General features: G+C 72.8%; 21 protein-coding genes and 2 riboswitches. Of the genes, 13 read left to right on the top strand and 8 right to left on the bottom strand.

The genetic code is table 11. The annotated features are described in order from the left end of the window. Positions 1-59: 59 nt before the first annotated feature. The 3 genes from B7R87_RS31500 to B7R87_RS31490 are packed head-to-tail and all read right to left on the bottom strand — an operon-like array spanning position 60 to position 3,094. Positions 60-1,310: a sensor histidine kinase gene (locus B7R87_RS31500; protein WP_006344927.1), complete on the bottom strand. Its 1,251-nt coding sequence runs from the start codon at positions 1,308-1,310 to the stop codon at positions 60-62. A gap of 5 nt (positions 1,311-1,315) precedes the next feature. Then, entirely contained in the window at positions 1,316-2,083 is a 768-nt protein-coding gene (gene cseB, locus B7R87_RS31495; protein WP_006344928.1) for a two-component system response regulator CseB, read from the bottom strand. A gap of 51 nt (positions 2,084-2,134) precedes the next feature. Then, positions 2,135-3,094: an endonuclease/exonuclease/phosphatase family protein gene (locus B7R87_RS31490; protein WP_045852725.1), complete on the bottom strand. Its 960-nt coding sequence runs from the start codon at positions 3,092-3,094 to the stop codon at positions 2,135-2,137. Positions 3,095-3,656: 562 nt separating this feature from the next. Here B7R87_RS31490 and B7R87_RS31485 point away from each other — a divergent pair. Next, positions 3,657-5,276, top strand: a complete 1,620-nt coding sequence (locus tag B7R87_RS31485; protein ID WP_233168979.1) for a GMC family oxidoreductase — start codon at positions 3,657-3,659, stop codon at positions 5,274-5,276. 96 nt (positions 5,277-5,372) lie between these two features. On the opposite strand, the gene B7R87_RS31480 is transcribed toward B7R87_RS31485, so the two are convergent. Then, positions 5,373-6,785: an aminopeptidase P family protein gene (locus B7R87_RS31480; RefSeq protein WP_040912877.1), complete on the bottom strand. Its 1,413-nt coding sequence runs from the start codon at positions 6,783-6,785 to the stop codon at positions 5,373-5,375. A gap of 217 nt (positions 6,786-7,002) precedes the next feature. Between B7R87_RS31480 and B7R87_RS31475 the strand changes: the two genes are divergently transcribed. Further along, positions 7,003-7,986 carry a helix-turn-helix domain-containing protein gene (locus B7R87_RS31475; protein ID WP_006344933.1) on the top strand — a complete coding sequence of 328 codons (984 nt, stop codon included), beginning with the start codon at positions 7,003-7,005 and terminating at the stop codon, positions 7,984-7,986. A 10-nt stretch (positions 7,987-7,996) separates the two neighbouring features. Here B7R87_RS31475 and B7R87_RS31470 read toward each other — a convergent pair whose 3' ends face one another. After that, positions 7,997-8,710: an NAD(P)-dependent oxidoreductase gene (locus B7R87_RS31470; RefSeq protein WP_006344934.1), complete on the bottom strand. Its 714-nt coding sequence runs from the start codon at positions 8,708-8,710 to the stop codon at positions 7,997-7,999. Between the two features lie 135 nt (positions 8,711-8,845). Between B7R87_RS31470 and B7R87_RS31465 the strand changes: the two genes are divergently transcribed. Together B7R87_RS31465 and metE are read left to right on the top strand one after the other, a co-directional pair. Next, complete coding sequence (locus B7R87_RS31465; protein ID WP_006344935.1) at positions 8,846-9,541, top strand: TetR/AcrR family transcriptional regulator C-terminal domain-containing protein; 696 nt, start codon at positions 8,846-8,848, stop codon at positions 9,539-9,541. A 117-nt stretch (positions 9,542-9,658) separates the two neighbouring features. Beyond that, positions 9,659-9,882, top strand: a riboswitch (cobalamin riboswitch). 189 nt (positions 9,883-10,071) lie between these two features. Beyond that, on the top strand, positions 10,072-12,390 hold the full coding sequence (metE, locus tag B7R87_RS31460) for a 5-methyltetrahydropteroyltriglutamate--homocysteine S-methyltransferase (RefSeq protein WP_006344936.1): 2,319 nt from the start codon (positions 10,072-10,074) through the stop codon (positions 12,388-12,390). A 106-nt stretch (positions 12,391-12,496) separates the two neighbouring features. On the opposite strand, the gene B7R87_RS31455 is transcribed toward metE, so the two are convergent. Together B7R87_RS31455 and B7R87_RS31450 are read right to left on the bottom strand one after the other, a co-directional pair. After that, positions 12,497-12,991: a DUF4430 domain-containing protein gene (locus B7R87_RS31455; protein WP_006344937.1), complete on the bottom strand. Its 495-nt coding sequence runs from the start codon at positions 12,989-12,991 to the stop codon at positions 12,497-12,499. Positions 12,992-13,132: 141 nt separating this feature from the next. Next, a riboswitch (cobalamin riboswitch) is annotated at positions 13,133-13,250 on the bottom strand. Between the two features lie 148 nt (positions 13,251-13,398). After that, a complete protein-coding gene (locus B7R87_RS31450; RefSeq protein WP_006344938.1) occupies positions 13,399-13,980 on the bottom strand; it encodes a TetR/AcrR family transcriptional regulator in 582 nt (193 codons plus the stop codon). 419 nt (positions 13,981-14,399) lie between these two features. Here B7R87_RS31450 and B7R87_RS31445 point away from each other — a divergent pair, with 419 nt between their 5' ends. The 9 genes from B7R87_RS31445 to B7R87_RS31405 all read left to right on the top strand — a co-directional run bounded on the left by B7R87_RS31445 (position 14,400) and on the right by B7R87_RS31405 (position 23,026). Beyond that, positions 14,400-15,563 carry an agmatine deiminase family protein gene (locus B7R87_RS31445; RefSeq protein ID WP_130585148.1) on the top strand — a complete coding sequence of 388 codons (1,164 nt, stop codon included), beginning with the start codon at positions 14,400-14,402 and terminating at the stop codon, positions 15,561-15,563. A gap of 187 nt (positions 15,564-15,750) precedes the next feature. Then, a complete protein-coding gene (locus B7R87_RS31440; RefSeq protein WP_006344940.1) occupies positions 15,751-16,551 on the top strand; it encodes a bestrophin-like domain in 801 nt (266 codons plus the stop codon). Positions 16,552-16,656: 105 nt separating this feature from the next. Next, positions 16,657-17,637, top strand: a complete 981-nt coding sequence (locus tag B7R87_RS31435) for a helix-turn-helix transcriptional regulator (protein ID WP_006344941.1) — start codon at positions 16,657-16,659, stop codon at positions 17,635-17,637. Beyond that, positions 17,634-18,383 carry an SDR family oxidoreductase gene (locus B7R87_RS31430; protein ID WP_006344942.1) on the top strand — a complete coding sequence of 250 codons (750 nt, stop codon included), beginning with the start codon at positions 17,634-17,636 and terminating at the stop codon, positions 18,381-18,383. The genes B7R87_RS31435 and B7R87_RS31430 overlap by 4 nt, the downstream gene beginning before the upstream one ends. Beyond that, entirely contained in the window at positions 18,376-18,999 is a 624-nt protein-coding gene (locus B7R87_RS31425) for a hypothetical protein (protein WP_006344943.1), read from the top strand. Before B7R87_RS31430 ends, B7R87_RS31425 begins: the two co-directional genes overlap by 8 nt. 194 nt (positions 19,000-19,193) lie before the next feature. After that, a complete protein-coding gene (locus B7R87_RS31420; protein ID WP_006344944.1) occupies positions 19,194-20,549 on the top strand; it encodes a bifunctional o-acetylhomoserine/o-acetylserine sulfhydrylase in 1,356 nt (451 codons plus the stop codon). Next, positions 20,546-21,769 carry a homoserine O-acetyltransferase MetX gene (gene metX, locus B7R87_RS31415; RefSeq protein ID WP_130585149.1) on the top strand — a complete coding sequence of 408 codons (1,224 nt, stop codon included), beginning with the start codon at positions 20,546-20,548 and terminating at the stop codon, positions 21,767-21,769. Before B7R87_RS31420 ends, metX begins: the two co-directional genes overlap by 4 nt. A 128-nt stretch (positions 21,770-21,897) precedes the next feature. After that, the gene (locus B7R87_RS31410) at positions 21,898-22,404 is read left to right on the top strand and encodes a GtrA domain-containing protein (RefSeq protein WP_006344946.1); all 507 of its coding nucleotides are present in this window, start codon (positions 21,898-21,900) and stop codon (positions 22,402-22,404) included. Between the two features lie 115 nt (positions 22,405-22,519). After that, positions 22,520-23,026, top strand: coding sequence for a hypothetical protein (locus B7R87_RS31405; protein ID WP_006344947.1), 507 nt, complete (start codon positions 22,520-22,522; stop codon positions 23,024-23,026). Positions 23,027-23,095: 69 nt separating this feature from the next. Here B7R87_RS31405 and B7R87_RS31400 read toward each other — a convergent pair whose 3' ends face one another. Continuing rightward, positions 23,096-24,103 carry an aldo/keto reductase gene (locus B7R87_RS31400; RefSeq protein ID WP_006344948.1) on the bottom strand — a complete coding sequence of 336 codons (1,008 nt, stop codon included), beginning with the start codon at positions 24,101-24,103 and terminating at the stop codon, positions 23,096-23,098. Positions 24,104-24,186 lie beyond the last annotated feature (83 nt).

Below are 24,186 nucleotides of genomic sequence, written 5' to 3'. Positions count from 1 at the left end.
TGCGGTTCTGTTTCACCCCGAGCGGGGGCCGTTCGGCCCGGCGGTCCGGGAGGGAGGACCTACAGGTGGAGGGTGGCGACGGCGCCGCCGTCGGGAGCGTTGGCGAAGGTCAGCCGGGCGCCGAGGACACCGGCCTGCCCTTGGGCGACGGTGAGTCCGAGTCCGTGCCCCCGTCCCCGTTCGCTCGCGCCGGTACGGAACCGCTGCGGGCCCTCTTCGAGCAGCGCGGCGGGGAAACCGGGGCCGTGGTCGCGGACCGTGACCCGGTCCCCGGTGACGCTGATCGCGACGGGTTCGGCGCCGTGCCGCTGGGCGTTGGCGACGAGGTTCACCACGATCCGTTCCACCCGGCGTGGATCGGTCTCCACCCGGGTCGCGTCCCCGGCGGGCACCGTGACGGTGACCCCGGGGCCTGCTTCCAGACGCCGTACGACATCGGTGACGAGTTCTCCGAGCGGTACGGCGTCGAGGGCGGCCCGTTCGACGCCCGCGTCCAGCCGGGAGATCTCCAGCAGATCCTCGACCAGCGCGTTCAGCGCCCGTACCCGGTCCCGGAGCAGTACGGCCACTTCGTCGTCGTCGGGGAGCAGTCCGGCGGTGGTGACCAGGCCCATCAGCGGGGTGCGCAGTTCGTGCGCGACATCGGCGGTGAAGCGGCGTTCGTTCTCCAGCCGGCGCTGGAGGGCCGCGGCCATCTCGTCGACGGCCGCCGACATTTCCGTGATCTCGTCGCGGGCCCGGCCGGGGCGGCCGATCCGGGCGTCGAGGTCACCGTCGGCGATCGCCCTGGCGGTACGGGCGCCGTGGCCGAGGCGCCGCACGATCGGCTCCGTGGCCAGCGCGGCGAGCGGGACGACGACGGCGAGGGCGGCGAGGACGGAGGTGGCGAGGGAGCGGTTCTGGAGCTGGAGGCTGCGCTCTTCGACCTGCATATCGGCCCGGAAGATCAACACCTGGCCGTCGTCGACGACGACGGCCGCCCACATCCAGTGCATATTGGGCTTGTCGACCTGGTACCAGAAGCCGTAGCGGCCTCCGTTCCTGGCCTGTTCGGCCAGATCGCGCACGAGCGGCTCGGGCACCTGGTCCACCGGGCGGAGATCGGCGTTCGGCGGCCGCTCTTCCCTCTCCCGGACCTCCTTCTCCATGTTCTCCAGTCCGGCCATGGCCCGCTGGCGCCCCACGTCGACCAGCCGGTCCTGATTCGCGTCCTGGACCAGGAGGCCGATGACGGCGGCGACCGCACAGCAGGCCGCGGCGGTCAGCGCGGCGATCTTCCAGCGCAGGGCGCGGGGGTGGAACAGGCGCACGGCGGTCAGCCGCGGACGAGTTTGTAGCCGAAGCCGCGGACGGTCTCGATGCGGCCGCTGCCGATCTTCTTGCGCAGCCGCAGGACGCAGAGGTCGACGACGCGGGTATCGCCCTCCCAGCCGTAGTCCCAGACGTCGCGCAGCAGCTTGCGGCGGTCCAGGACCACCCCGGGGGTGGCAGCGAACTCCAGCAGCAGGCGGAGCTCGGTGGGGGTCAGAGGGACGAGTTCGCCGGCCCGGTGCACCTCCATGCCCAGGGTGTCGACGCTGAGGTCGCCGAAGACGAGAGGTTTGCCGCCGTCGCGCTCCGGCGGACCGGCGATAACCGCCTCGTGGAAGGTGGCGCGGCGCAGCAGGGCCCGGATGCGGGCGACCATGACCGCGGTGTCGACGGGTTTCACCACATAGTCGTCGGCGCCCGCTTCCAGACCGGCGACCACGTCGAGGGCGTCCCCGCGTGCCGACATCATCAGCACCGGTACCTGGCTCTGTTCGCGGATCCGGCAGCACAGGCCGATACCGTCGAGTTCGGGCAGCATCACGTCGAGGATCAGCAGATCGTGGCCGCCGGCCCGGAAGGCCTCCAGTCCGCCGAGTCCGTCGGCGGCCACCGTCACGCGGTAGCCGTAGCGCTCCAGGGCGAGCTGGACGGAGCGCCGGATGGCGTCGTCGTCCTCGACAAGGAGCACGCTCAGAGGGTCCGGGACCCGGGGTTCCGGCACACCACTCACCCGGGGTTCCGCCACACGACTCACCTGGTCCTCACCGCTCATCCGACCCTCGTATCGTAGTCACCGGCCGGGGCCGCTCCGGTGTCGCGGCGGTCACAGGCGCAGGGAGGCCGCGACGGGCAGATGGTCGCTTCCGGTGGCCGGCAGGGTCCAGGAGGAGCGCGGGGTGATCCCCTTCACCCGGATATCGTCGATGCGGACCATGGGGAACGCGGCGGGCCAGGTGAAGCCGAAGCCGTCACCGGCCTCCCGCTGCACCGAGCGGAGCGTGGAGAACACCGGGGCGAGTGCGGTGTCCCGGGGGGTGCCGTTGAAGTCGCCCATCAGCACGACCCGGGGCAGGGGCTCCGCGCGGAGCACCGCGGCAAGGGACCGGGCGGACGCGTTGCGGCGCCCGGTGGTGAATCCGGCGGCGGGGTGCACCCGTACCGACGCGAGGTGCGCGACGTAGAGCGCGACGGGTCCCCGCGGGGTGTCGGCGGTGGCCCGTATCGCACGGGTCCACGGCAGGATGGGCACCTCCGCGACATCCCTCAGCGGATAGCGGCTCCAGAGACCGACACCGCCGCGTACCGCATGGTGCGGATAGGCGCGGGCCAGGGCGCGTTCGTACACGTCGACGGAGTCCGCGGGCAGCTCTTCCAGGGCCAGTACGTCCGCGTCCGCGGCGGCCAGGGTGCGCGCGGTGCCCGCGGGATCCCGGTTTCCCTCGTCGACGTTGTGGCTGATCACGGTCAGATCGCCGCCGCCCGCGCCCTTGTCGGTGAGTTCGCCGCCGAAGAGCACCACCCAGACCGCGGCGGGCGCGAGGGCGGCGACGGCGGCGGTACGGGAGCGGCGTACGGCGGCCAGTCCGAGCAGGACGGGCACGGCGATACCCGTCCAGGGCAGCAGGGTCTGGAAGAGGCTGCCGAGGTTGCCGATCGCGTTGGGGATCAGGTCGTGCAGTGCCATCAGCCCGGCCCAGAGCAGCGCGGCGGCGGTGAGCACGCGCCCCCGTGGCCGGACGGCGGGCCCCGGGGCCTCCGTCTCCGGGTCGTCTGCGGGTTCCAGGACCGTCGGAGCGCTCGGCACGTGCGGTGTCTCCCCATCTCGTCGGTACCCGGTGCCGGGTACTCCCCCAGCTTCGGGGAGCGGGGCTTCCACCTGGTCAGCAGTGGGTTTCCGGGGGCGCGCGGCTCTGTTTCAGCCGGGTATCGGCAAGCCGGGCCGGTTCGGGTAGGGAAAATCCGTGGACGGTGTTCCGTGTTCACCCCTATCGTGCGGGGCGTGTCCAGTCCCGAGGCCTCCAGACTCTAGCCACCGGTTCCCCGGTGGCTCGTCGTGATCAGAGGGTGCGCCCCCGCCGGGACCGGTCCAGGGCTTCGCAGCGGTGGTGACCGTCCGGTGTGCCCGGGCAGGTTCGGCCGTGTTCCGGCCGGACCGTCCGCCCCGTGCGCCCACGCCCTCTTCTCTTCCGCGTGCCGCCGCGCCACCGTGCCCCGGCCGGACCCTTTCCGCCCGCCGCGCCCTTCAGGGCCCGCGGTGCGGGCGTCTGCCTCCGGCCGTCTTCATCGCTTCGTACCGAACGCCGCATCTGCGCGGCGCGCCGTCGCGCGCGGAGAAGGAGAGAACTGTGATCCACGAACCTCGCCATGACCATGAACAGGGCCAGGAACGGGGCCGGGAACAGGACTGGGAACAGGACTGGGATCTGATCGTCGTCGGCGCGGGCTCGGCCGGTGCCGCGCTGGCCGCCCGGTCGGCGGCGAAGGGAAAGCGGGTCCTGCTGCTGGAGGCCGGTCCCGACCACCGCTCGTCGCAGCTGTCCGAGGTATGGCGGCTGCCGAATCCGCTGCGGGCCCTGGGAGACCCGGCAGCCGGCCGGTCGCTGCTCCAGCAGGGGCTGACGGCCCGCCGGACCGAGGTCCAGCCCCCGCTCCCCTATCTCCAGGGCCGGGGCGTCGGCGGCAGTTCCACGGTCAACGGGCAGATCGCGATCCGGCCGCCGATGGAGGACTTCGACGACTGGGCCCGGGCCGGCTGCACCGGCTGGTCCCCGCGCGACGTCCTGCCGTACTTCGCCCGGCTGGAGGACGATGCCCAGTACGGCGGGGAGCCCGGGCACGGCCGGGGCGGCCCGATCCCGGTGACGCGTACCCCCGCGGCCGCATGGGGCGCGGTGGACCGGGCCCTGTACGAGACGGCCCTGGCCGCCGGTTACGGCTGGGCGCCGGACGTCAACGCCCCCGGGGCGACCGGCGTCTCCCCGTACCCGGTCAACTCCCGCGGCGGACGCCGGGTGACCACCAACGACGGCTATCTGGAACCGCAGCGGGAGAACCCCCTGCTCACGATCCGGTGCGAGGCCACCGTCGACCGGGTGCTGCTGTCGGGGCGCCGGGCCACCGGGGTGCGCTACCTCACCGGGGGCCGGGTGCGGGAGGCGCGGGCCGACCGGGTGGTGCTGAGCGCGGGCGCCGTCCACTCCCCCGCGATCCTCCAGCGCTCCGGCATCGGCCCGGCCGACGGTCTGCGGGCGCTCGGGATCGCTCCGGTCGTGGACCTGCCCGTCGGGGCAGGACTCCAGGACCATCCCCTGAGCATCATCGGGCTGCCGCTGGCGGAGCCGTGGGCGGCGGGCGCCGACGACCGCTACACCAATGTGTGCGTCCGGTACACGAGCGGCGGGCCGGGCGGGCAGCCGAACGACATGATGTTCGTGGCCTGCAACCAGAACGTCCTCGCGCTGGCCCGCGCCGACACCGGCCGGGGCGCGGGCGCGATCCTCGTCTGGGTCAACCAGGTGTACGCACGGGGGCAGGTGGTGCTGCGGTCGGCGGATCCGACGGCCCTGCCGTTCCTGGACCAGCGGATGCTGTCCGACGTACGGGATCTCCAGCGGCTGCGCGACGGGGTCCGCACCCTGCTGGAACTGGCCCGGGCTCGGCCTGTCGCCGAGCTGGGCGACGGACGGTTCGACGAGGTCAACGCGGAACTGCTGGCCGCCGTCGACGACGACGGGGCCCTCGACGGGTATCTCCTGCGGACCGCCGGCGACGGCCAGCATCCGACCAGCAGCTGCCGGATGGGCGATCCCGCCGATCCGGCGACCGTGGTCGACCCGGGCGGCCGGGTCCTGGGTACGGAGGGGCTGTACGTGGCCGACGCCTCGGTGCTGCCGTCGTGCCCCCGGTCCAACACCAACCTGGTGTCGATCATGGTGGGTGAGCTGACGGCGGACCGGCTGGACTGACGGCGGCGGACGGTACGGCCCGCGCGGATACCGCGCGGGCCGTACCGGAACCCGGCTCGCCGGGCGCCGCGGACGCCGCGGACACTTCGCCGGGGGTCAGCCCGCGTGCCGGGCCATCCACGCCTCGACCTCGTCCGCCGACCGCGGCAGACCGTCCGACAGATTCTCGTGACCGTCCTCGGTGACGAGCAGGTCGTCTTCGATCCGGACGCCGATACCGCGCCACTCCTCGGGCACGGTGAGGTCGTCCGGCTGGAAGTAGAGGCCGGGCTCGACAGTGAGCACCATGCCGGGCTCCAGTACGCCGTCGACGTACTCCTCGTTCCTGGCCTGGGCGCAGTCGTGGACGTCCAGACCGAGCATGTGCCCGGTGCCCGCCATGGTGAAGCGGCGCTGCAGTCCGAGGTCGTACGCCCGGTGGGCCGGGCCCTCGATGAAGCCCCACTCGACCAGCCGGGCCGCGAGGTGCCGCTGGGCCGCCTCGTGGAAGGCGCGGTAGGGGGCGCCGGGCCGGACGGCCGCCATACCCGCCTCCTGCGCCTCGTACACCGCGTCGTACACCTTCCGCTGGACGGGGGTGAAGGTGCCGCCGATCGGGAGGGTGCGGGTGACGTCGGCGGTGTAGAGGGTACGGGTCTCGACGCCCGCGTCGAGAAGCAGCAGGTCGCCGGGGCGCACCGGGCCGTCGTTGTCCGTCCAGTGCATGATCGTGGCGTGCTCGCCCGCGGCGCAGATGGAGCCGTAGCCGACGGAGTTGCCCTCCAGCCGGGCGCGGCGGAAGAAGGTGCCTTCGATCCACCGCTCGGAGGTGGCGACCGCCCGGGACAGTTCTCCGATGGCGTCGGTGAATCCGCGGACGGTGGAGTCGACGGCCTTGCGGAGTTCGCCGATCTCCCAGTCGTCCTTGACGAGCCGGAGGTCGCTGAGCGCCTCCTCCAGTTCGGCGTCGCGCTCCTCGTCGGTGGTGACGGCGGCCTCCAGCAGGGGGGCGATCCCGCGGACGATCCGGGTCGGGGCGCCGGAGGCGGCGGCGAGATCGTCGGCGGCCGTACGGACGTCGCGGCAGGGCAGACCGAGGACCAGCTCCGCTTCGGCGAGGGAGCGGCGGCGGCCCATCCACAGTTCGGCGGTGGGGCCGGTCCAGAACTCGTTGTCGGTCCGGCTGTCGCGCGGCAGCTGGTAGCAGTAGGCGTCGTGGCCGCCGTCCGCCCGGGGTTCGAGGACGAGGGCGCCGTCGCGGGCCCGGTCGCCGGTCATGTGCACATAGCCCGTGTACGGCCGGAAGGGGTAGGTGTCGTCGTTGGAGCGGACCTTGAGCCCGCCGGAGGGGATCACCAGACGCTCGCCGGGGAAGCGAGCGGAGAGCGCGGCGCGGCGGCGGGCCGCGTGCGGGGCCTGCTCGTCGGGGAGCAGATCGTGCTGCTCGGTGTCCGCCCATCCCGTCCGCATCAGCGCGGACAGCTCCTCGGAGATCCCCGAGTAGAGACCGTTCTTCCGGCCCTTCGACACGTCGTCCACCTTCCCTGGGCAGTTCGTCGTCGGCGGGGCTGTCCAGCTGCGGTTTCCGGGTTCCGGGTGTCCCGCGGTACGGCCCGGGAGCCCTCGCCGCCGCCGGATCCCACCGGCGGCCTCCGGACGGTATCCCGCACGGGACCCCGCCGGTGCCGGAACGTGCCAGTGGCACGGATCGGCCACAACCGGCTCGGGACGGTCGATAATGCGGTGCATGACGAACGCGAAGCTCGGTGAGGCGCTGCGGCTCCTAGGGCTCGGCCCCGCGGCGGCCGGGGTCTATCTGGCGCTCCTGGAACGGGCCCCGGCCCCGCTGCGGACGATCGCGGACGCGGCGGGCCTGGACGGCGACGAGCTGGCCGCGGCGTACGGCGCCCTCGTCGACGCCGGTCTGGCCAGCGCCGCCCGGGACGGTGACGACACGGTCGCCCCGGTTCCGCCCGCGGCGGGCCTGGAGCTGCTGGCCCGGCACCGGGCGGCCGCGGTCGAGGAGTCGCGGATCGCGGTGGGCGGCGCGTTCGAATCGTTCCGGCGGCAGCGGCTGGCCGCGTACAACGACGATCTCGTCGAGGTCGTCACCGGGGAGGCGATCGGTCCCAGGATCCGCCGGGCCTGGGCGAGCGCCCGTGAGCAGATCCGGCAGTTCGAGTCGCCGCCGTACTTCCCGCTGACCGAGGCCACCGGCGACGCGCTGGCCACGCTCGCCCGCGGGGTGACGCAGCGGGTCGTGTACTCGCGGGAGTCGCTGGAGCACCCGGGCCGGCTGAAGGACGTCATCGAACCGTGCGTCGAAGCCGGCGAGCAGGCCAGGGTGCTGCCGTCGGTACCGGTCAAGCTGGTGATCATCGACGATGCGTACGCGCTGGTGTCGCTCTCCATCGAAGAGGCCGATGTGCACAACACCATGCTGGTGGTCCAGCCGTGCGGACTGTTCTCGGCGCTGGTGGCGCTGTTCGAGCAGTCCTGGCGCAACGCCCTGCCGTTCCAGGGGCGCACCACCCGCCCCGGGGGCCTGCCGCCCGCCGACCGGCGGCTGCTGTGGCTTCTCGCGGGTGGTGCGAGCGACGAGATCATCGCCCGTGAACTGGGCGTCAGCCGCCGTACGCTCTACCGCAGGCTGCAGGTCCTGATGGCGCGGCTCGGCGCGGCGAACCGCTTCCAGATGGCGTTGCAGGCGCAGCGCAGCGGATGGCTGTGACCCCGGGTCGTCAGCTCTCGTCCCGCCGGGCGAGGACGCTGGGGGCGAGGCGGCCGACGATCGCGGGGGCCTCGTGGACGAGGGTGTCGTCGGTGAGGGCCTCGACCATGAACAGGGCGAAGTCCACGCGCCGGGTCAGGTTGCTCTTCAGGAGCGGATCGCCGACGTGGCGGGTCCATACGGGCAGCCCCTGGCTTTCGCCCTCCTCCAGATCACTGGCGCGGACCAGGGTCCAGCGGCGGTCGCTGGCGAAGATCAGTCGCGCGGCGGCGAGTTGGTCGTCGACGTCGACGACCCTCAGGGCGCGGCTCAGCAGGGTGACGATCCGGACGGAGGCCGTGAACGTCCGGGTGTAGCGGTCCTTGTCGTCCCGGGGCACGTGCCAGCCGCAGGAGAAGACCAGCCGCGCACCGGGTTCGGCGTGGTCGAGCACGGCCCGCGCGGTACCGGAGGAGTACTGCCGTACGCCCCAGGGGACGAGCACGGTCAGCACTCCGTCGCAGCCGGCGACGGCCCGGCGGATCACTTCCGGGTCGTTGGTGTCCCCGGGGACGACCGTGATCCGGTCCGCGAACCCGTCGAGCTTGCCGACGCTGCGTTCGCGGCAGACGCCGACCACTTCCCAGCCGCGGTCGAGCGCCCGGCTCACCAGGTACCGGCCCAGTTTGCCCGATGCGCCGACGACGCAGACCTTCCGTATCCGCCCGCTCCGTCCGGTATCCATCCTGCGGCCCTCACCTTCGACTTACTATGTAAGTGACACGGTGGAACTTACACCGTAAGCCGAAGGGGCGGAACCCGGACGGCGCAACGGGACGGCAGCAGCACGGCCGGACGACGACACGGGCGGAGAGCATCCATGCGGGAGAACACGGGCGGCCGGGGCGGCCGGCCGAAGCGGGCGCCCCTGAGCCGGGACCGGGTGATCGCCGCTGCGGTCGCCCTGGCCGGCGAGAAGGGGGCGGCAGGGGTCACCATGCGGGCCCTCGCGGGCTCCCTGGGCGTCGAGGCGATGTCTCTCTACAACCATGTGCGCAACCGGGACGATCTCCTCGACGGCATGGTCGACGCCGTCTTCGCCCTGATCGAACTGCCGCCCCCGGGGGCGGGCTGGAAGAGGGCGATGCACGACCGCGCCGTATCGGCCCGCACGGCACTGCTGGCCCATCCGTGGGCCGTCGGTCTGATGGACTCGCGCAGCCGGCCGGGCCCGGCCACCCTGCGCCACCACGATGCCGTCCTGGGCACCCTGCGCGCCGGGGGCTTCTCCGTCAGGGCGGCGGCCCGCGCGGTCGGGGTGATCGACAGCTTCGTCTACGGTGCGGTGCTCCAGGAGTTGAGCCTCCCCTTCGCCGCCCCTGAGGACCGCGACGGGATCACGGCCGCCCTGCTGCCCGCGCTCTCCCCCGACAGCCACCCGCATCTCGTGGAACTGGTCGCCGCCCAGTCCGAGGGGCCCGGCTTCGACCCGGCCGTGGAGTTCGGCTTCGGCCTGCGCCTGATCCTGGAGGCGCTGCGCCCTGACGAGGCGGACGGGGAGGGCGGGACGCGGTGACGGCGGGGGCCCGCCGGGGAGTTGCCGCGGCGGCTCCGGTGCCCGCCGCGGGGGCCGTTCGTCCCACCGGGTGATCCGCATGATGGACCCGTGCCGCCGAAACGGTCCCGCGCACCGTAGGCTGGCCCCGCAGCTGGTTCGCCCCGTCAGCCGGACGGGAGCGTCGTAAGAGGGAACCCGGTGGGAATCCGGGACTGCCCCGCAGCGGTGAGCGGGAACGACCGCCGTCATACGCACTGGGTCCGGGAAAGGGCCTGGGAAGCGACGGCCACTAGGTGCCCGCCGGGAGACCGGCAGGCGTGCCCGCGAGTCCGAAGACCTGCCCGTTGCCCGCGTACGGAACGTTCCGCGCGCGGTATTCCGGTGACCTCGTGGGCGGGTCGGGGAACACCCCGGATGGATTCCGGGGAGTACGTACCGTACGGAACACCGCGCCGTGCCGCGCGGGATCCGGTTCCGTCCGGTGCCCCCTTCGCGCTCTCGTTCCCGTCTCCGGGATCTCAGGGATTCATCTCGCGAAGGAGATCTCCGTGACCACGAAGTCCGCAGCCGCGGCAGCACGGTCCACCGTGTACGGCTACCCCCGTCAGGGACAGGGCCGGGAACTGAAGAAGGCGGTCGAGGGCTACTGGAAGGGCCGGGTGGACGCCGACGGCCTCCGGGCCGCAGCCGCGGCACTGCGCACCGCCAACTGGCGCGCCCTCGCCGGGGCGGGCATCGACGAGGTCCCCACCGGCGACTTCTCGTACTACGACCATGTCCTCGACACCACCGTCATGGTGGGTGCGATCCCCGAGCGGCACCGTGCGGCCGTTGCCGCCGACGCCCTCGACGGCTACTTCGCCATGGCCCGCGGCAACCGGGAGGTGGCGCCGCTGGAGATGACCAAGTGGTTCGACACCAACTACCACTACCTCGTGCCCGAACTGGGCCCGGGCACGGTCTTCACCGCCGACTCGGGCAAGCAGGTGGACGAGCTGAAGGAGGCGCTCGCCCTCGGCCTGACGGCCCGGCCGGTCCTCGTCGGCCCGGTCACCTACCTTCTGCTCGCCAAGCCCGCCCCCGGGGTGCCCGCCGACTTCCAGCCGCTGACGCTGCTGGACCGGCTCCTGCCGGTGTACGCGGAGGTGCTGGCCGATCTCCGCGCGGCGGGCGCGGAGTGGGTCCAGCTCGACGAACCCGCCCTGGTCCAGGACCGCACCCCGGCGGAGCTGAACGCCGCCGCGCGCGCCTACCGCGACCTCGGCGCCCTGACCGCCCGGCCGAAACTGCTGGCCGCCTCCTACTTCGACCGTCTCGGCGGAGCCCTGCCCGTGCTGGCCAAGGCCCCGGTCGAAGGGCTGGCCCTGGACTTCACCGGATCCGCGGCGGCCAATCTGGGCGATCTGGCCGCCGCCGGCGGGCTGCCCGGGAAGCGGCTGGTCGCCGGAGTCGTCAACGGCCGCAATATCTGGGTCAACGACCTGGAGAAGTCCCTCGCCACCCTCGGCACCCTGCTGGGTCTCGCGGACCGGGTGGACGTCGCCGCGTCCTGCTCCCTGCTGCACGTCCCGCTGGACGCCGCCGCCGAGACCGACGTCGACCCGGAGATCCTGGGCTGGCTGTCCTTCGCCCGGCAGAAGACCGACGAGATCGTGACCCTCGCCCGGGGCCTCGGCCGGGGCACCCCCGCCATCAGCGGCGAACTGGCGGCCAACCGTGCCGTGCTCGCCTCGCGCGCCGCGTCCCCCGTCACCCGCGACCCGGCCGTCCGCGCCCGTACCGGAGCGGTCACCGCGGCCGATGCCCGGCGCTCCGCACCGTACGGCGAACGGACCGTCGCCCAGCGGACCCGCCTCGGGCTGCCGCTGCTGCCGACCACGACCATCGGCTCCTTCCCCCAGACCGACGAACTGCGCGCCGCCCGCGCGGATCTGCGGTCCGGGCACATCGACACGGCCGGGTACGAGGAGCGCGTCAGGTCCGAAATCCAGGAGGTGATCGCGTTCCAGGAGAAGACGGGGGTCGACGTCCTCGTCCACGGCGAACCCGAGCGCAACGACATGGTCCAGTACTTCGCCGAGCAGCTCACCGGTTATCTGGCCACCCGGCACGGCTGGGTCCAGTCGTACGGCACCCGCTATGTCCGCCCGCCGGTCCTCGTCGGGGACGTGTCCCGTCCCGCGCCGATGACCGTCCGCTGGACGAGCTACGCCCAGTCCCTCACCGGGAAGCCGGTCAAGGGCATGCTGACCGGACCGGTCACCATGCTCGCCTGGTCGTTCGTCCGCGACGACCAGCCCCTCGGGGAGACCGCCCGTCAGGTCGCCCTCGCCCTCCGCGACGAGGTGGACGATCTGGAGGCGGCGGGCACCCGGGTCATCCAGGTCGACGAGCCGGCCCTGCGCGAGACCCTGCCGCTGCGCACCGCCGACCGGGCCGGCTATCTGGCCTGGGCGACGGAGGCGTTCCGGCTGACGACCTCCGGTGTCGCGGCGGACACCCAGATCCACACCCATATGTGCTATGCCGAGTTCGGGGACGTGGTCGAGGCCATCGACGATCTGGACGCGGACGTCATCAGCCTGGAAGCGGCCCGCTCCCATATGCAGATCGCCGGTGAACTCGCCGTCCACGGCTACCCCCGGGAGGCCGGGCCCGGGGTCTGGGACATCCACTCCCCGCGCGTCCCGTCCGCCGACGAGGCCGCCGGACTGCTCCGTACCGGGCTGAAGGCGATCCCCGCCGAACGGCTCTGGGTCAACCCCGACTGCGGACTGAAGACCCGCGGCTGGGCGGAGACCCGCGCCTCCCTGGAGAACCTGGTCGCCGCGGCGCGTACCGTCCGGGGTGAACTCTCCTCGTCCTGATTCGGGGCCGGGTCCGGATCGGGATCCTGAGCCGGATCCGCCGGGGCGGAGGGCGGCTGCCCTCCGCCCCGGCACCGGCCTCAGGCGCCGGGGTTCGGAGCTTCGGTCAGAAAGCGGTCCAGACGAACGAGACCTGGTCGCCGGCGTTGATACGGAACTGGCAGCCGCCCACCGGAGTCGGCGTCCCGTTCACGGCGATGCTCCAGTAGGCGCTGCTGCCGCCGCTCACGTTCTTGATGGTGTCGACGAAGAAGTCCTCGAACGAGGCGTGCCAGGCGCCGTCCCAGGTGAAGCCGTTCTGACGGGCGGCGTCGTCCAGTGCGGCGGTCGGGGTGGGCACCTTGGTGGGGTTCGCTCCCCCGTTGGTGCCGTCGCACTTGTGGGTGCCGCCGGTCGCCGTGGTCACATCGTGGCCCCTGGTTCTGACCTTGCCGTTGAACAGGAGGCCGTTGGGGCCCTGGACCGTGAGGGAGACCTTCACGGGCGCGTTGGTGCCGCGGTGTCCGGACTCGGCCCCGACCGCGGCGGGAGCGGCGGCGGCGAAGGTGAGGGCGAGAGCAGCCGTGGTGACGGCGGCACGGTGGGCGAGTTGCATGCGCATGAGATGCCTTCCGGGTTGGCCTGGGGCCGCGACGCGACCCCCGGCGCCCGGGGCGATGCGCCGGTTCCCCGCACGGCGTGCGGGGGAGCAGGCGCGGAGCACCGGTGGCACAGGGCTTCGCGCTGCGGACCATGACAGAGGAAGCGGAACCGGCCGTGTGCTGGGCATCCCGACTCGCGGCACGAGGCACCGCACACGGTTGCAGGTCAGCGCCGGATTCGCACCGGCTTCCCCCAGGACACACGGCTATGCAGTTGTCACCCGGCAGGAGCCGGGATGACGAATCGTACGATCACAGAAGCGAGTTGACCATGGGGCCGGGGCAGCGGCCTCCGCCGCGCCGCACGGCTCAGTCACGCCGGAGTCCCGCCGCACGGCTCAGTCACGCCGGAGTCCCGCCGCAGGGTTCAGTCGCACCGGAGTCCCGCCAGCTCCGCGTCGATCGCGCCGCGCACCAGCTCGCGTGCGTGCTCGACCCGGACGCCACCGCTGAGCCAGCGCATGCTGAGGCCTTCCAGCAGGGCGGTGAGCCGTTCGGCGGCGGCCGCGAGGGCGGAGGCGGGGGCCAGGGGGTGGACCCGGCCGAGCAGCGCGGCGACCTCCTGCACCCAGACCAGGGTCGCCCGGGCGAGGTCCTCGCGCAGGGCCTCCTCGAAGACCGCGCTCGCACGCAGTTCACCCCAGGCGGCGCTGTTCTCCCGGACCTCGACGGTGTCCTGGAGCTCCAGCAGGAGCGCCTCCTCCAGCTCCTCCCGGGGGGTGGGGGGCGGCGCGTCCGGGTCCCGGTCGGTGGTGTAGCTCTCGGCGCGGTCGCTGATGAACTCCAGGGTCCGGCGGAGCACCCCCGTGCGGTCCTTGAAGTGGTAGTAGACCAGGGCGGTGGAGACCCCGGCCTCGGCAGCCAGCTCCTCCACACGCAGGCCGCGGACCCCGCGCCGGGCGATCACCCGGGCGGCCGCTTCGAGGATCCGAGTGCTGCGAGACGACATGGCGGGCACTCTACCGGGACCCGGCAGCGGAGGTGCGTAGCAGGTCATGAGGGGTACGCGACGGTAAACGTCCGGCTTCGGGCCGGAGTTCCGCGCTTGCCCGGACCGAGACATCACCATCCTGACCAGATTTTCAGTTTTGAGAACAAGGAAGGCCCCCATCGACCCATCGACGCCGCACCGCATCCCGCAATGATCACGAATCCAGGCGGCATGCCTCCACTTCTTCTACGGAGCGTGATCATTTCACTCCATAGCGCCGAGAAAGTTGACTGATATTTCAGTCAGTGTCATGGTGGCGGTACGTGCCGAGTCCCGTCCCTGCGGACCGGCCGATCCCGGTGCACCGTGCGCATCCTGACCCCGGGCGCCGGCGCGCGCCCCGTACCACCCGTACCACCACACGACAGGAGCCGTCCGTGTCCTTCCTCTCCCCCTCCCGGCGGGCCGCCCTGCGGGCCTTCGCCGGGCTCGGCACCCTGGTTCTCGGCGCCTCGGCCTGCGGTCCGGCCGCGCCCTCGGCCGCGCCCCGGGCCACCGGCGTCTCGCCCCGGGCCGCCTCCGCGACCGGCGCCGGCCGACTGGGTGCCGAGTGGGAGAGCCACACCCGTACCTTTATGTCCTGGCCGGCCCTGACCTCCGTCTGGGAGGAGGATCTGCCCTATGTCCGCAAGGACATCGCGCGCATCGCGCGGGCCGTCGGGGAGTACGAGGCGGTCGTGATGATGGCCCGGCCCGACCAGGTGAAGGCCGCTCAGCGGGCCTGCGGTTCCCAGGTCGAGGTCATTCCCCTGGCCGTGGACGATCTGTGGGCCCGGGACACCGTTCCCGTCTTCGTCGAACAGGGCGGCAAGGTGACCGGCGTCGACTTCAACTTCAACGGCTGGGGCGACAAGCAGGAGCACACCAACGACGCCCTGGTCGGGCGGAAGCTCCTCCCCGAGTACGGGATCCTCCGGGTCCAGGCCCCGCTGGTCTCCGAGGGCGGGTCCTTCGAGACCGACGGCGAAGGCACCCTGCTGATCACCGAGAGTTCGATCGTCAACGTCAACCGCAATCCCGGCAAGAGCCGGGACCGTATCGAGGCCGAGCTCAAGGAGTTGCTCGGCATGGAGAAGGTGGTGTGGCTGGCGGGCGTACGCGGCGAGGACATCACCGACGCCCATGTGGACAGTCTCGTCCGGTTCACCGAGCCCGGCGTCGTCCTGCTCGACCGGGCCTTCCCCGGCACCCCGCCCGACTCCTGGTCCCGCTCCGCCGACCAGGCGGAGTCCGTACTGTCGAAGGCGACGGACGCCCGTGGGCGGCGGTTCGAGATCGTCGAACTTCCGCAGCCCGATCTGCGGAAGATCACGGGCGAGGGCGAGGACTTCCTGGCGTCGTACGCCAACTTCTACATCGCCAACGACTCGGTCTTCCTGCCCCGGTTCGGCGATCGGAAGGCCGACGACCGCGCCCGCGGCATCATGCGGGAGCACTTCCCCGGCCGGGACGTCGTCCTGGTCCCGATCGACACCGTGGCCTCGGGCGGCGGCGGTATCCACTGCGCCACGCACGACCAGCCGGGCAAGCCGGCCGCCTGAGCCCGGCCGTCACCGGAGTCCGCGCGGGGTGCGCACCGCGGCGCGGCGCGCGGGCTCGTTCGGCCCAAGCGGGGGCCTCCGATCGGAGGCCCCCGCGCGCGTTTCCCCGGCGGGACGAGGACACCCGGGCATGATCGCGGTGCCCCTCCCCGGGGCCCGCCCATGTCGCTCCCGGAGGTGACCGCCCATGGCCGCCGTCATCGTCACCGCCGTACTGGCCCTGCTGGCCGGTCTCGCCGCCAACCGCCTTCTGCGGCCCGGGCTCACCGATCGCGACGATGCCGCGGGCCTGGAGATCCGGGACCTCGTCGAGCCCCTGATCACCCTGACGGTGCTGCTGTTGGCCTTCGTACTCGTCACCGCTTCCAGCTCCTACGGCAAGGCGGAGACGGCCGCCCGCGGCGAGGCCCGGGCCCTCGACCATCTCGCGGAGACCGCGGCCTACGCTCCCGCCGACCGGCGCGCGGCCCTCCGCACGCAGGCGATCTGCTACGCCCGCGCGGTACGGGTCCAGGAGTGGCCCGCCATGTCCGACGGAGCGGGCTCCCCGGCGCCCGGCGTCTGGTCCACCGGCTTCCGGCAGTCCCTCCACGGGCTCCAGGACGGGCCGGTCTTCGCCCTGCTCGTCGCCGCCGACAACAAACGCTCGGAGGAGCGCGACGAACGGCTGACGCAGGCCACGGCCAGCATCCCCGCCACCATCTTCTGGTTCCTCCTCGCCACCCTGGCCGTCACCGTCGTCGCCCTCGGCAGCTGTCTGCCCCGGCGGGACAATCGGGGCCACCTCCTCGCGGTCGCCGCGATCACCGCCCTGCTCGCGGCTGCCCTGTGCATCATCCGGGACGTCGACCGGCCCTTCGGCGGCATCATCAGTGTGAGCGCGACCGCGATGGCCGAGGTCGAACGCCAGACCATCCGTGACTACCGCGCCCACAGCCCCGCGGGAGAACTGCCCTGCGACGCCGAGGGGAACCGCACGGGTTCCTGACCGGACCCCCGACGGCCGGGTGGCGCGATCGTTCAAGACACCCCGGCGGGGCCGGACCTACCGTTTGCCGCAGAGCGGAAGCGGAGGGAAAGCGGGGGGACCGTCATGGAGGAGTACGCGAGTGCCAGGCTGCTGGCGCTGGTCCAGCAGTCGCTGGCAGCCGAGGGCATTCCCGTCACCGCCCCCACCAGCGGCGGGGCCCTGCTGCCCCTGGCCGCGAAACGGGCCTTCCTGAGGGACGTCGCACGCGACCACGGGCTGCTGCCCCTGCTGCGGGTGGGCTCGCTGATGCCGGCCTCCCCCTCCGATCCCGCCGTCGCCGCCCTGCTGTGCTCCGCCGACCCGCACGATCTGTTCGAGCGGTGGCAGCGGCTGGAGCGGTTCACGCACTCCCGTCACCGGGTGGTGGTGCGGGAGCGCGGTGCGGAACGGCTCGTCGTGGAGCACGCCGGGCCCCCGGGGGAGCCATCGCACGCCGCCGAGGACGCCCTCGTCCTCGGTGTGCTGACGGCCCTGCTGCCCTTGTGCGGAGCGCGGGAACTGTCAGTCGCCGTGGGCAGCGGGGAACCGGTCACCGTCTACTCGCGCGGCGCCTTCATGGTGCCTCCGCCCCGGCACGACAGCGGGCTGTGGTGGTTCACCTGGTCCCGCGCGGCGCCTGCCGTGCCCTCCCGTGCCGAGACGGATCCCGGCCGCGACGAGGTCACCCGTACCCGACGACTGCTCACCGCCGACCTCGCGCGCCGCTGGACTCTCGGGGACCTCTCCGCCGAACTGGGGGTCCCCGTGCGGAGCCTCCAGCGCAGGCTGTCGGGGGCGGGCGGCTTCAGCGGGCTGCTGGGAGCCGTCCGTACGGAGGTCGCCGCCGGACTGCTGATGCACAGCGACCACACGGTCGGCGTCATCGGCTTCGCCTGCGGCTACGCGGACCAGCCCCATTTCACCCGCCACTTCAAACTCAGGACCGCCATGACACCCGCGGTCTACCGCTCGGTGTTCCAACAGCCGGCGCCCTCCGACGGGTGGACCGGCTCTCCCCGAGAACCCCGAGATCTCCGAGAATCCCGGAACAGAAGGACCCCATGAAACTCAGCGGCAGAACGGTTCTCGTCACGGGCGGGACCCGCGGTATCGGCCTGGCCCTGACCCGGCGGCTCGTCGGACTCGGAGCCCGGGTGGTGGCCGTAGGACGCGACCCCGGCGGACTCGCCGGACTCACCGCGGCCTTCGGCGACCGGGTGTCGGCCGAGGCACTCGACCTCTCGGACCACAGCGCCGTGGACGCCTTCACCGACGGGCTTCCCGACCGCCACCCCGGACTCTCCGTCGTCGTCAACAACGCCGGGGTGCAGAACCTCACCGACTTCCTGACCGGGGACCCGGCGGACCTCCGGCCGCTCCTCCGCCGCGAACTGGCCGTCAACCTGGACGCCGTCATCACCCTCTCCACCGGATTCCTCCCCCACCTCCGCGGTCTGCCGTCGGCCGCGATCGTGAACATCAGCAGCGGTCTTGCCGTCGCCCCCAAACCCTCGGCACCGGTCTACTGCGCCGCCAAGTCCGCGGTGCGCACGTTCACCCGGGCCCTGCGCTACCAGTGCGAGGACACCGCGCCCGGGATCCGGGTGATGGACGCGATCCTCCCCCTCGTCGACACCGATATGACCGCGGGCCGCGGCCGGGGCAAGATCAGTCCGGACGAGACGGCACGGGCGGTGATCGCGGGCATGGAGCGCGAGCGCAGCGAGATCTACGTCGGCAAGGCCGGGCTCCTGCCCGCCCTGATGCGGATCGCGCCCTCCGTCGGCTACCGGGCCCTGCGCCATGGCTGACATACCGGCGACCGCATCCCGACGTCCCGGAACCCGCGCCGGGCGGATACTGCTCCGGCTCGACCGCGCCGCGCACCGGCCGTGGTTCCTCCCGGCCCTCTCGGTCTTCCCGCTCAGCGACTACGTCCTGCCGGTGTTGCCCAATCAGCTGCTGCTCGTGGGCGTTTCGGCCCTCCACCCCCGGCGGTGGCGGGCGGTCGCCCTCACCTTTGTGACCGCGTCCGCCGCCGGGGCCTTCCTGGTGGCCTCGGTCGTGCAGTCGGCCGGGCTCCGGCTGCTGGAGAAGGTCGGGGGCGAAACAGGCGGGGCCGGTGAGTTCGTCGCACAGCACGGCGTCCTGGCCCTCGCCGTGCTCGCCCTGCTCCCCTGGACGCCCCGGCTGGCCGTGGTGGCGTGCGCGCTGGCGGGCATATCGCCCTGGGCCATCGCCCTGGCCGTGCTGGCGGCCCGCCCGCTGCCCGTCGCCCTCCTCGCGGCGACCGGTGCCCGGGCACCCCGTCTGCTGCGGCGGTTCCGGCGGATCGACCGGGTGCTGACGGAGGTTCGGGCGGCGGGCGACGGACGGCGCGCCAGCCAGGGCGCCGAGCCCGGGCCCCGCCCGGGAACCCTCGGGTGACGTCCCCTCGGAACGGCCTCCGGCGTCCGGATATGTCGGGAGTGTTGCGGCCGTGTGGCGGCTCGGAGCGGCCTCTTTCCTGTTCGAATTCAACGTCGTTACGTTGCTCGGCACCGGGCCCGCCGGACCCCCGCCGGACTCCTTCGGCCTGCGCCCGGCGGGCCGCCCTCCGCCTCGTAAGGAAGTGTCTGTCCATGAGTCAGCCCATCGACTCGGTGACCGCCGGTCACACCCCCGACGACAAGCCCGCGCCCCGGCCGGGCTGGTCCTTCGAGACCCAGCAGGTGCACTCCGGGACCGCACCCGATCCGGCCACCGGGGCCCGGGCGGTGCCCATCTACCAGACCACCTCCTTCGTCTTCCGGGACACCACGCACGCGGCGGACCTCTTCGCCCTCGCCGAGCCGGGAAATATCTACACCCGGATCCACAACCCCACCCAGGACGCCCTGGAGCAGCGGATCGCCGCGCTGGAAGGCGGTGTGGCGGCGGTCGCGGTGGCCTCGGGACAGGCCGCGGAGGCCCTGGCGGTGCTCACGGTCGCCGGCGCCGGAGACCACATCGTCTCCAGCGCCTCCCTCTACGGAGGCACGTACAACCTCTTCCGCCACACCCTCTCCCGGTTCGGGATCGAAGTCTCCTTTGTGACGGACCCGGACGACCCCGAGGACTGGAACGCCGCGGTCCGCCCCAACACCAAGGCCTTCTTCGCGGAGACCTTCGGCAACCCGCGCGGGAATGTGCTGGACGTCCGGGCCGTGGCCGACGCCGCGCACGCGGCCGGGGTCCCGCTGATCGTCGACAACACCGTGCCGACGCCCTATCTGCTGCGGCCCGTCGAGCACGGCGCGGACATCGTGGTCCACTCCGCGACCAAGTTCCTGGGCGGGCACGGCACCACCCTCGGCGGTGTGGTGGTGGACGGCGGCACCTTCGACTTCGGGGCCCACCCCGAGCGCTTCGCGGACTTCCACCGTCCCGACCCGAGCTACCACGGCCTGCGGTACTGGCCCGATCTGGGCCACGGCGCGTTCGCCGTCAAGCTCCGCGTCCAACTGCTCCGCGACCTCGGCCCCGCGATCTCCCCGCACTCCGCGTTCCTGCTGCTCCAGGGCGTCGAGACGCTCAGCCTGCGGATCGAACGCCACTCGGCCAACGCCCTGGCACTCGCCGAATGGCTCCAGCAGCGCGACGAGGTCGCCGCGGTCCACTACCCCGGGCTGCCCGGCAACCGGTGGTACGAGGCGGCCCGCAGGTATCTGCCGCGCGGCGCCGGTGCCGTCCTCTCCTTCGAGCTGCGGGACGGTGTCGAGGCCGGGAAGCGGTTCGTGGACGCCGTGGAACTCTTCAGCCATCTGGCCAATATCGGTGATGTACGGAGCCTGATCATCCACCCGGCGTCCACCACCCACAGCCAGCTCGCCCCGGCGCAGCTCGCCGCCACGGGCACCACCCCCGGCCTGGTCCGGCTCTCCGCCGGGATCGAGAACATCGCGGATCTGAAGGCGGATCTGGAGACCGGGTTCCGCGCGGCCAAGGGCGCCTCCTGAGCACCGGAACCGGAGCGACCGGGGCGCGGACCACGCCCACCCCTCCCGCCGGGGGCGCCTGGCGGGAGGGGGATCCGCCGGGCCGGCGCCGGTGGGTCCGGCTGCCCGGCGGCCTGCGGCTGGAGGCGGGCGGTGAACTGCCGGGGCCGCGGGGCGCCGATTCCCCGGCCGGGGTCCGGCTCGCGTACGAGACCTGGGGGACGCTCGCCGCCGACCGGGCCAACGCGGTCCTGGTCCTCCATGCCCTCACCGGCGACAGCCATGCCGCCGGCCCCGCCGGGCCCGGCCACCCCACCCCCGGCTGGTGGGACGGCCTGATCGGCCCCGGCCGGGCTCTCGACACCGACCGGTGGTTCGTGGTGGCACCCAATGTGCTCGGCGGCTGCCAGGGCAGTACCGGCCCCGCGTCACCACGGCCCGACGGCCGGATCTGGGGCGGCTCCTTCCCCTTCCTCACCACCCGTGACCAGGTGGCCGCCGAGGCGCAGTTCGCCGACGCCCTCGGCATCGACCGCTGGGCGCTGGTGATCGGCGGGTCGATGGGCGGCAACCGGGCGCTGGAGTGGGCGGTCACCCATCCCGACCGCACCGGCGCGCTGCTCCTGCTGGCCTGCACCGCCGCCGCGAGCGCCGAGCAGATCGCCTGGGCCGGGATCCAGCTCCGCGCGATCCGTGCCGACCCCGACTGGCACGGTGGCGACTACCACGGTGCGGGATCCGGCCAGGGCCCCCACCGGGGTCTCGGCATCGCCCGCGAGCTGGCCCATGTCACCTACCGCTCCGAACCGGAGCTCGACGAACGGTTCGGACGGTCCGCGCAGGCTTCCGAGGACCCCTGGAGCGGCGGGCGCTACCAGGTGGAGTCCTACCTCGACCACCAGGCCCGCAAGCTCGTCGACCGGTTCGACGCGGGCAGTTACGTCGTCCTCACCGAAGCGATGAACAGCCACGACATCGGCCGGGGCCGGGGCGGCGAACGGGCCGCGCTGCGCCGCGCGTCGATGCCCGCGCTGGTGGCCGGTGTGGACTCCGACCGCCTCTATCCCCTGGTCCAGCAGCGGCGGCTCGCCGCCCTCCTCCCGGGCGCGGACACACTCCGCGTGATCGCCTCCCGTCATGGACACGATGGCTTCCTCATCGAGACCGCCCAGGTGGGGGCGTTGGTACGGGAGCTGACCACCGGTCGGATCCCCCGACCCGGACCACCTCGCCACCCATGACGCCAATGGCGCCATAAAAGTCCCCACATGGCGCCATGCCTGTGCCATAATGACATCAACGACGGCACCCCCCGGCTCGTGAGGCCGGGGGGTGCCTCCGCGGAGTCGGTCGAAAAGGGGCGGGGATCATGGAAACGGCGCAGCGCGAGCGACAGGCGGCACCCGGAGCCCTCAACTCCTTCGCACGCTTCGTGCTCTGCGGCGGCGGAGTGGGGCTCGCCGCCGGATTCGCCGTGACGGCCCTCGCTTCCTGGACCCCCTGGCTGCTCGCCAACGCCGTGGTCACGGTGGCCTCCACGCTCCTCACCACGGAACTGCACGCCCGCTTCACCTTCGGCGCGGGCCGGCGCGCGACCCGGCGCCAGCACCTCCAGTCGGCCGGGTCCGCGGCGGCCGCGTACGTGGTGACCTGTGCGGCCGTTCTCCTGCTGCATCTGCTGGTCGCGGCGCCCGGTCCGGCACTGGAACAGATCGTCTACCTGGCGGCCTCCGCCCTGGCCGGTATCGCCCGGTTCACGGTCCTGCGCCTCGTCGTCTTCGCCCGGAACCGCGCGAAGACCACGGCCGCCGTGCCCGCTCCCCGTACCGTGGCCGCGACGGTGGCGTCCACCGCGGCACTCTGCCGCGCCGCCTGACCTCACCGGCGCGCCGGGCACCGGGTGTCGCTGCACCGTGCCCGGTGCCCCGGCGTGGGACGCTCGGCCTGCGCGGACGGACCGCCGCGCCCCGTTCCGTGCCCCGGGAGGCCCGGTGGACGTCAGCACCTTTTACGCGCTCTTCTCGGCCACCTGCTTCACCCTCGTCGGCCTCTGGTGGAACGTGGTCCAGGGACATCAGGAGTGGCTGCGGACGCCCGCTCTGCGCCGGATCGTGGGCGGGATCTATCTGTCCTTCCTGCTGCCCGCCGTGATGGGCCTGTTCGCGCAGGTGGGCGGCGTGAGAACACCGGAGATCTGGCGGGCCAGCTTCACCGTGATCGCGGTGGTGGGCTGCGCTTCGACACTGCGGCTGCTGGCGTACGGTGCCCGGGACCGGGCCCTCGTCCGTCTCGCCCTGCCCCAACTCGCGGCCGCCGGTGTCTACATCCTGATCGCCGTGGTGGGGATCGCCCCCTCCCTGGCCGGCTCCTTCGGCCTCCGCCCCATCCAGGCGGCGGCGATCCTGCTCTCCCTGCTGGTGCTCCTCGGCCACGGTCTGGTGTGGCGCTTCATGGCGGGCGAGGGCCGGCCGGGCACGGCCGACGAGCCGCGGCTCTGAAGCCGGATCCGGGCCCGCTCGTACCACGGCGAGAACACCGCCCGGTTCCGTTGAACCGGGCGGCGGTGCTCAACGCTGGGCCGGGTCGGTGGCGATGACGCTGTACGGGTACGGAAGGGGCTGGTCACCGACCTCCGTGAGGAGCGCCGCGTCCGCCGGGTCCAGGTCGACACCGGCCGCGCCGAGCAGGTTCTCCAACTGGTCGGTGGTACGGGCACCGATGATCGGAGCGGTGACCGTGGGGCGGCCGCCCAGCCAGGCTATGGCGACCTGGGCGGGGGTCAGCCCGCTCCGCCCGGAGACCTCGAACAGGGCGTCGAGAACACGCCAGGTCCGCTCGTCGTGGTAGGCGCTCCAGGACTCGCCCCAGCCGAACCGCTCCGCGGTCTCCACCCGGCTGCCGGCCGGGGGTGCGGTGTCGCCGCGCCGGATCGAACCACTGAGCCAGCCGCCCCGCAGCGGGCTCCAGGGGATGACACCGAGCCCCTCGTGGCGGGCCACCTCGACCAGCTCCCACTCCGTGGACCGGTCCAGCAGGTTGTACAGCGGCTGGAGCGCGGTGAAGCGCTCCCAGTTGTGCTGCCGGCTGAGGTCGAGGGCCTTCTGGAGCTGCCAGCCGGAGAAGTTGCTGGCCCCCAGATAGCGGACCTTGCCGGACTTCACCAGGGTGTCCAGGGTGGACAGGGTCTCCTCCAGCGGTGTCGCCGGATCCCAGGCGTGCACCTGGTAGAGGTCGATGTGGTCGGTGCCGAGGCGGCGCAGGCTGGCCTCGACACCGGCGATCAGGTGCTTGCGGCCGAGTCCCCGGTCGTTGGGGCTGTCACCCGTCCCGTACCGGACCTTCGTGGCGATCACCAGATCGTCGCGGCGGCGCTGCTTCAGCCAGCGGCCGAGTATCTCCTCGGAGGCGCCCGCCGAGTAGATGTCGGCGGTGTCGACGAAGTTTCCGCCCGCCTCGACGAACCGGTCCAGAATCGCATGGGCCTCCGGCTCGGCGGCCTCCCGCCCGAACGTCATGGCCCCCAGGCAGAGTTCGCTTACCGCCAGGCCGGTCGATCCCAGGAAGCGATGACGCATGTCAAGTCCTCTCGGAAGGTCGGGATGTGCGGCACGGATCGGCAGTCCGCCCGGCGCGCGCCGTCCAGGGTAACGGCGATCAC

Origin of the sequence: Streptomyces tsukubensis (assembly GCF_003932715.1) — a bacterium.
GTDB classification, from domain to species: domain Bacteria; phylum Actinomycetota; class Actinomycetes; order Streptomycetales; family Streptomycetaceae; genus Streptomyces; species Streptomyces tsukubensis.
The sequence above is the reverse complement of the archived record's forward strand: the minus strand, read 5'-3'. Positions and strand labels throughout refer to the sequence as shown.

Coding starts and splice junctions, on each gene's coding strand:
- B7R87_RS31470 (WP_006344934.1), bottom strand. CDS start 8,710: ATGGATACCGGACGGAGCGGGCGGATACGGAAGGTCTGCGTCGTCGGC.
- cseB (WP_006344928.1), bottom strand. CDS start 2,083: ATGAGCGGTGAGGACCAGGTGAGTCGTGTGGCGGAACCCCGGGTGAGT.
- B7R87_RS31430 (WP_006344942.1), top strand. CDS start 17,634: ATGAAACTCAGCGGCAGAACGGTTCTCGTCACGGGCGGGACCCGCGGT.
- B7R87_RS31450 (WP_006344938.1), bottom strand. CDS start 13,980: ATGTCGTCTCGCAGCACTCGGATCCTCGAAGCGGCCGCCCGGGTGATC.
- B7R87_RS31465 (WP_006344935.1), top strand. CDS start 8,846: ATGCGGGAGAACACGGGCGGCCGGGGCGGCCGGCCGAAGCGGGCGCCC.
- B7R87_RS31400 (WP_006344948.1), bottom strand. CDS start 24,103: ATGCGTCATCGCTTCCTGGGATCGACCGGCCTGGCGGTAAGCGAACTC.
- B7R87_RS31425 (WP_006344943.1), top strand. CDS start 18,376: ATGGCTGACATACCGGCGACCGCATCCCGACGTCCCGGAACCCGCGCC.
- B7R87_RS31420 (WP_006344944.1), top strand. CDS start 19,194: ATGAGTCAGCCCATCGACTCGGTGACCGCCGGTCACACCCCCGACGAC.
- B7R87_RS31475 (WP_006344933.1), top strand. CDS start 7,003: ATGACGAACGCGAAGCTCGGTGAGGCGCTGCGGCTCCTAGGGCTCGGC.
- B7R87_RS31410 (WP_006344946.1), top strand. CDS start 21,898: ATGGAAACGGCGCAGCGCGAGCGACAGGCGGCACCCGGAGCCCTCAAC.
- B7R87_RS31440 (WP_006344940.1), top strand. CDS start 15,751: ATGGCCGCCGTCATCGTCACCGCCGTACTGGCCCTGCTGGCCGGTCTC.
- B7R87_RS31455 (WP_006344937.1), bottom strand. CDS start 12,991: ATGCGCATGCAACTCGCCCACCGTGCCGCCGTCACCACGGCTGCTCTC.
- B7R87_RS31435 (WP_006344941.1), top strand. CDS start 16,657: ATGGAGGAGTACGCGAGTGCCAGGCTGCTGGCGCTGGTCCAGCAGTCG.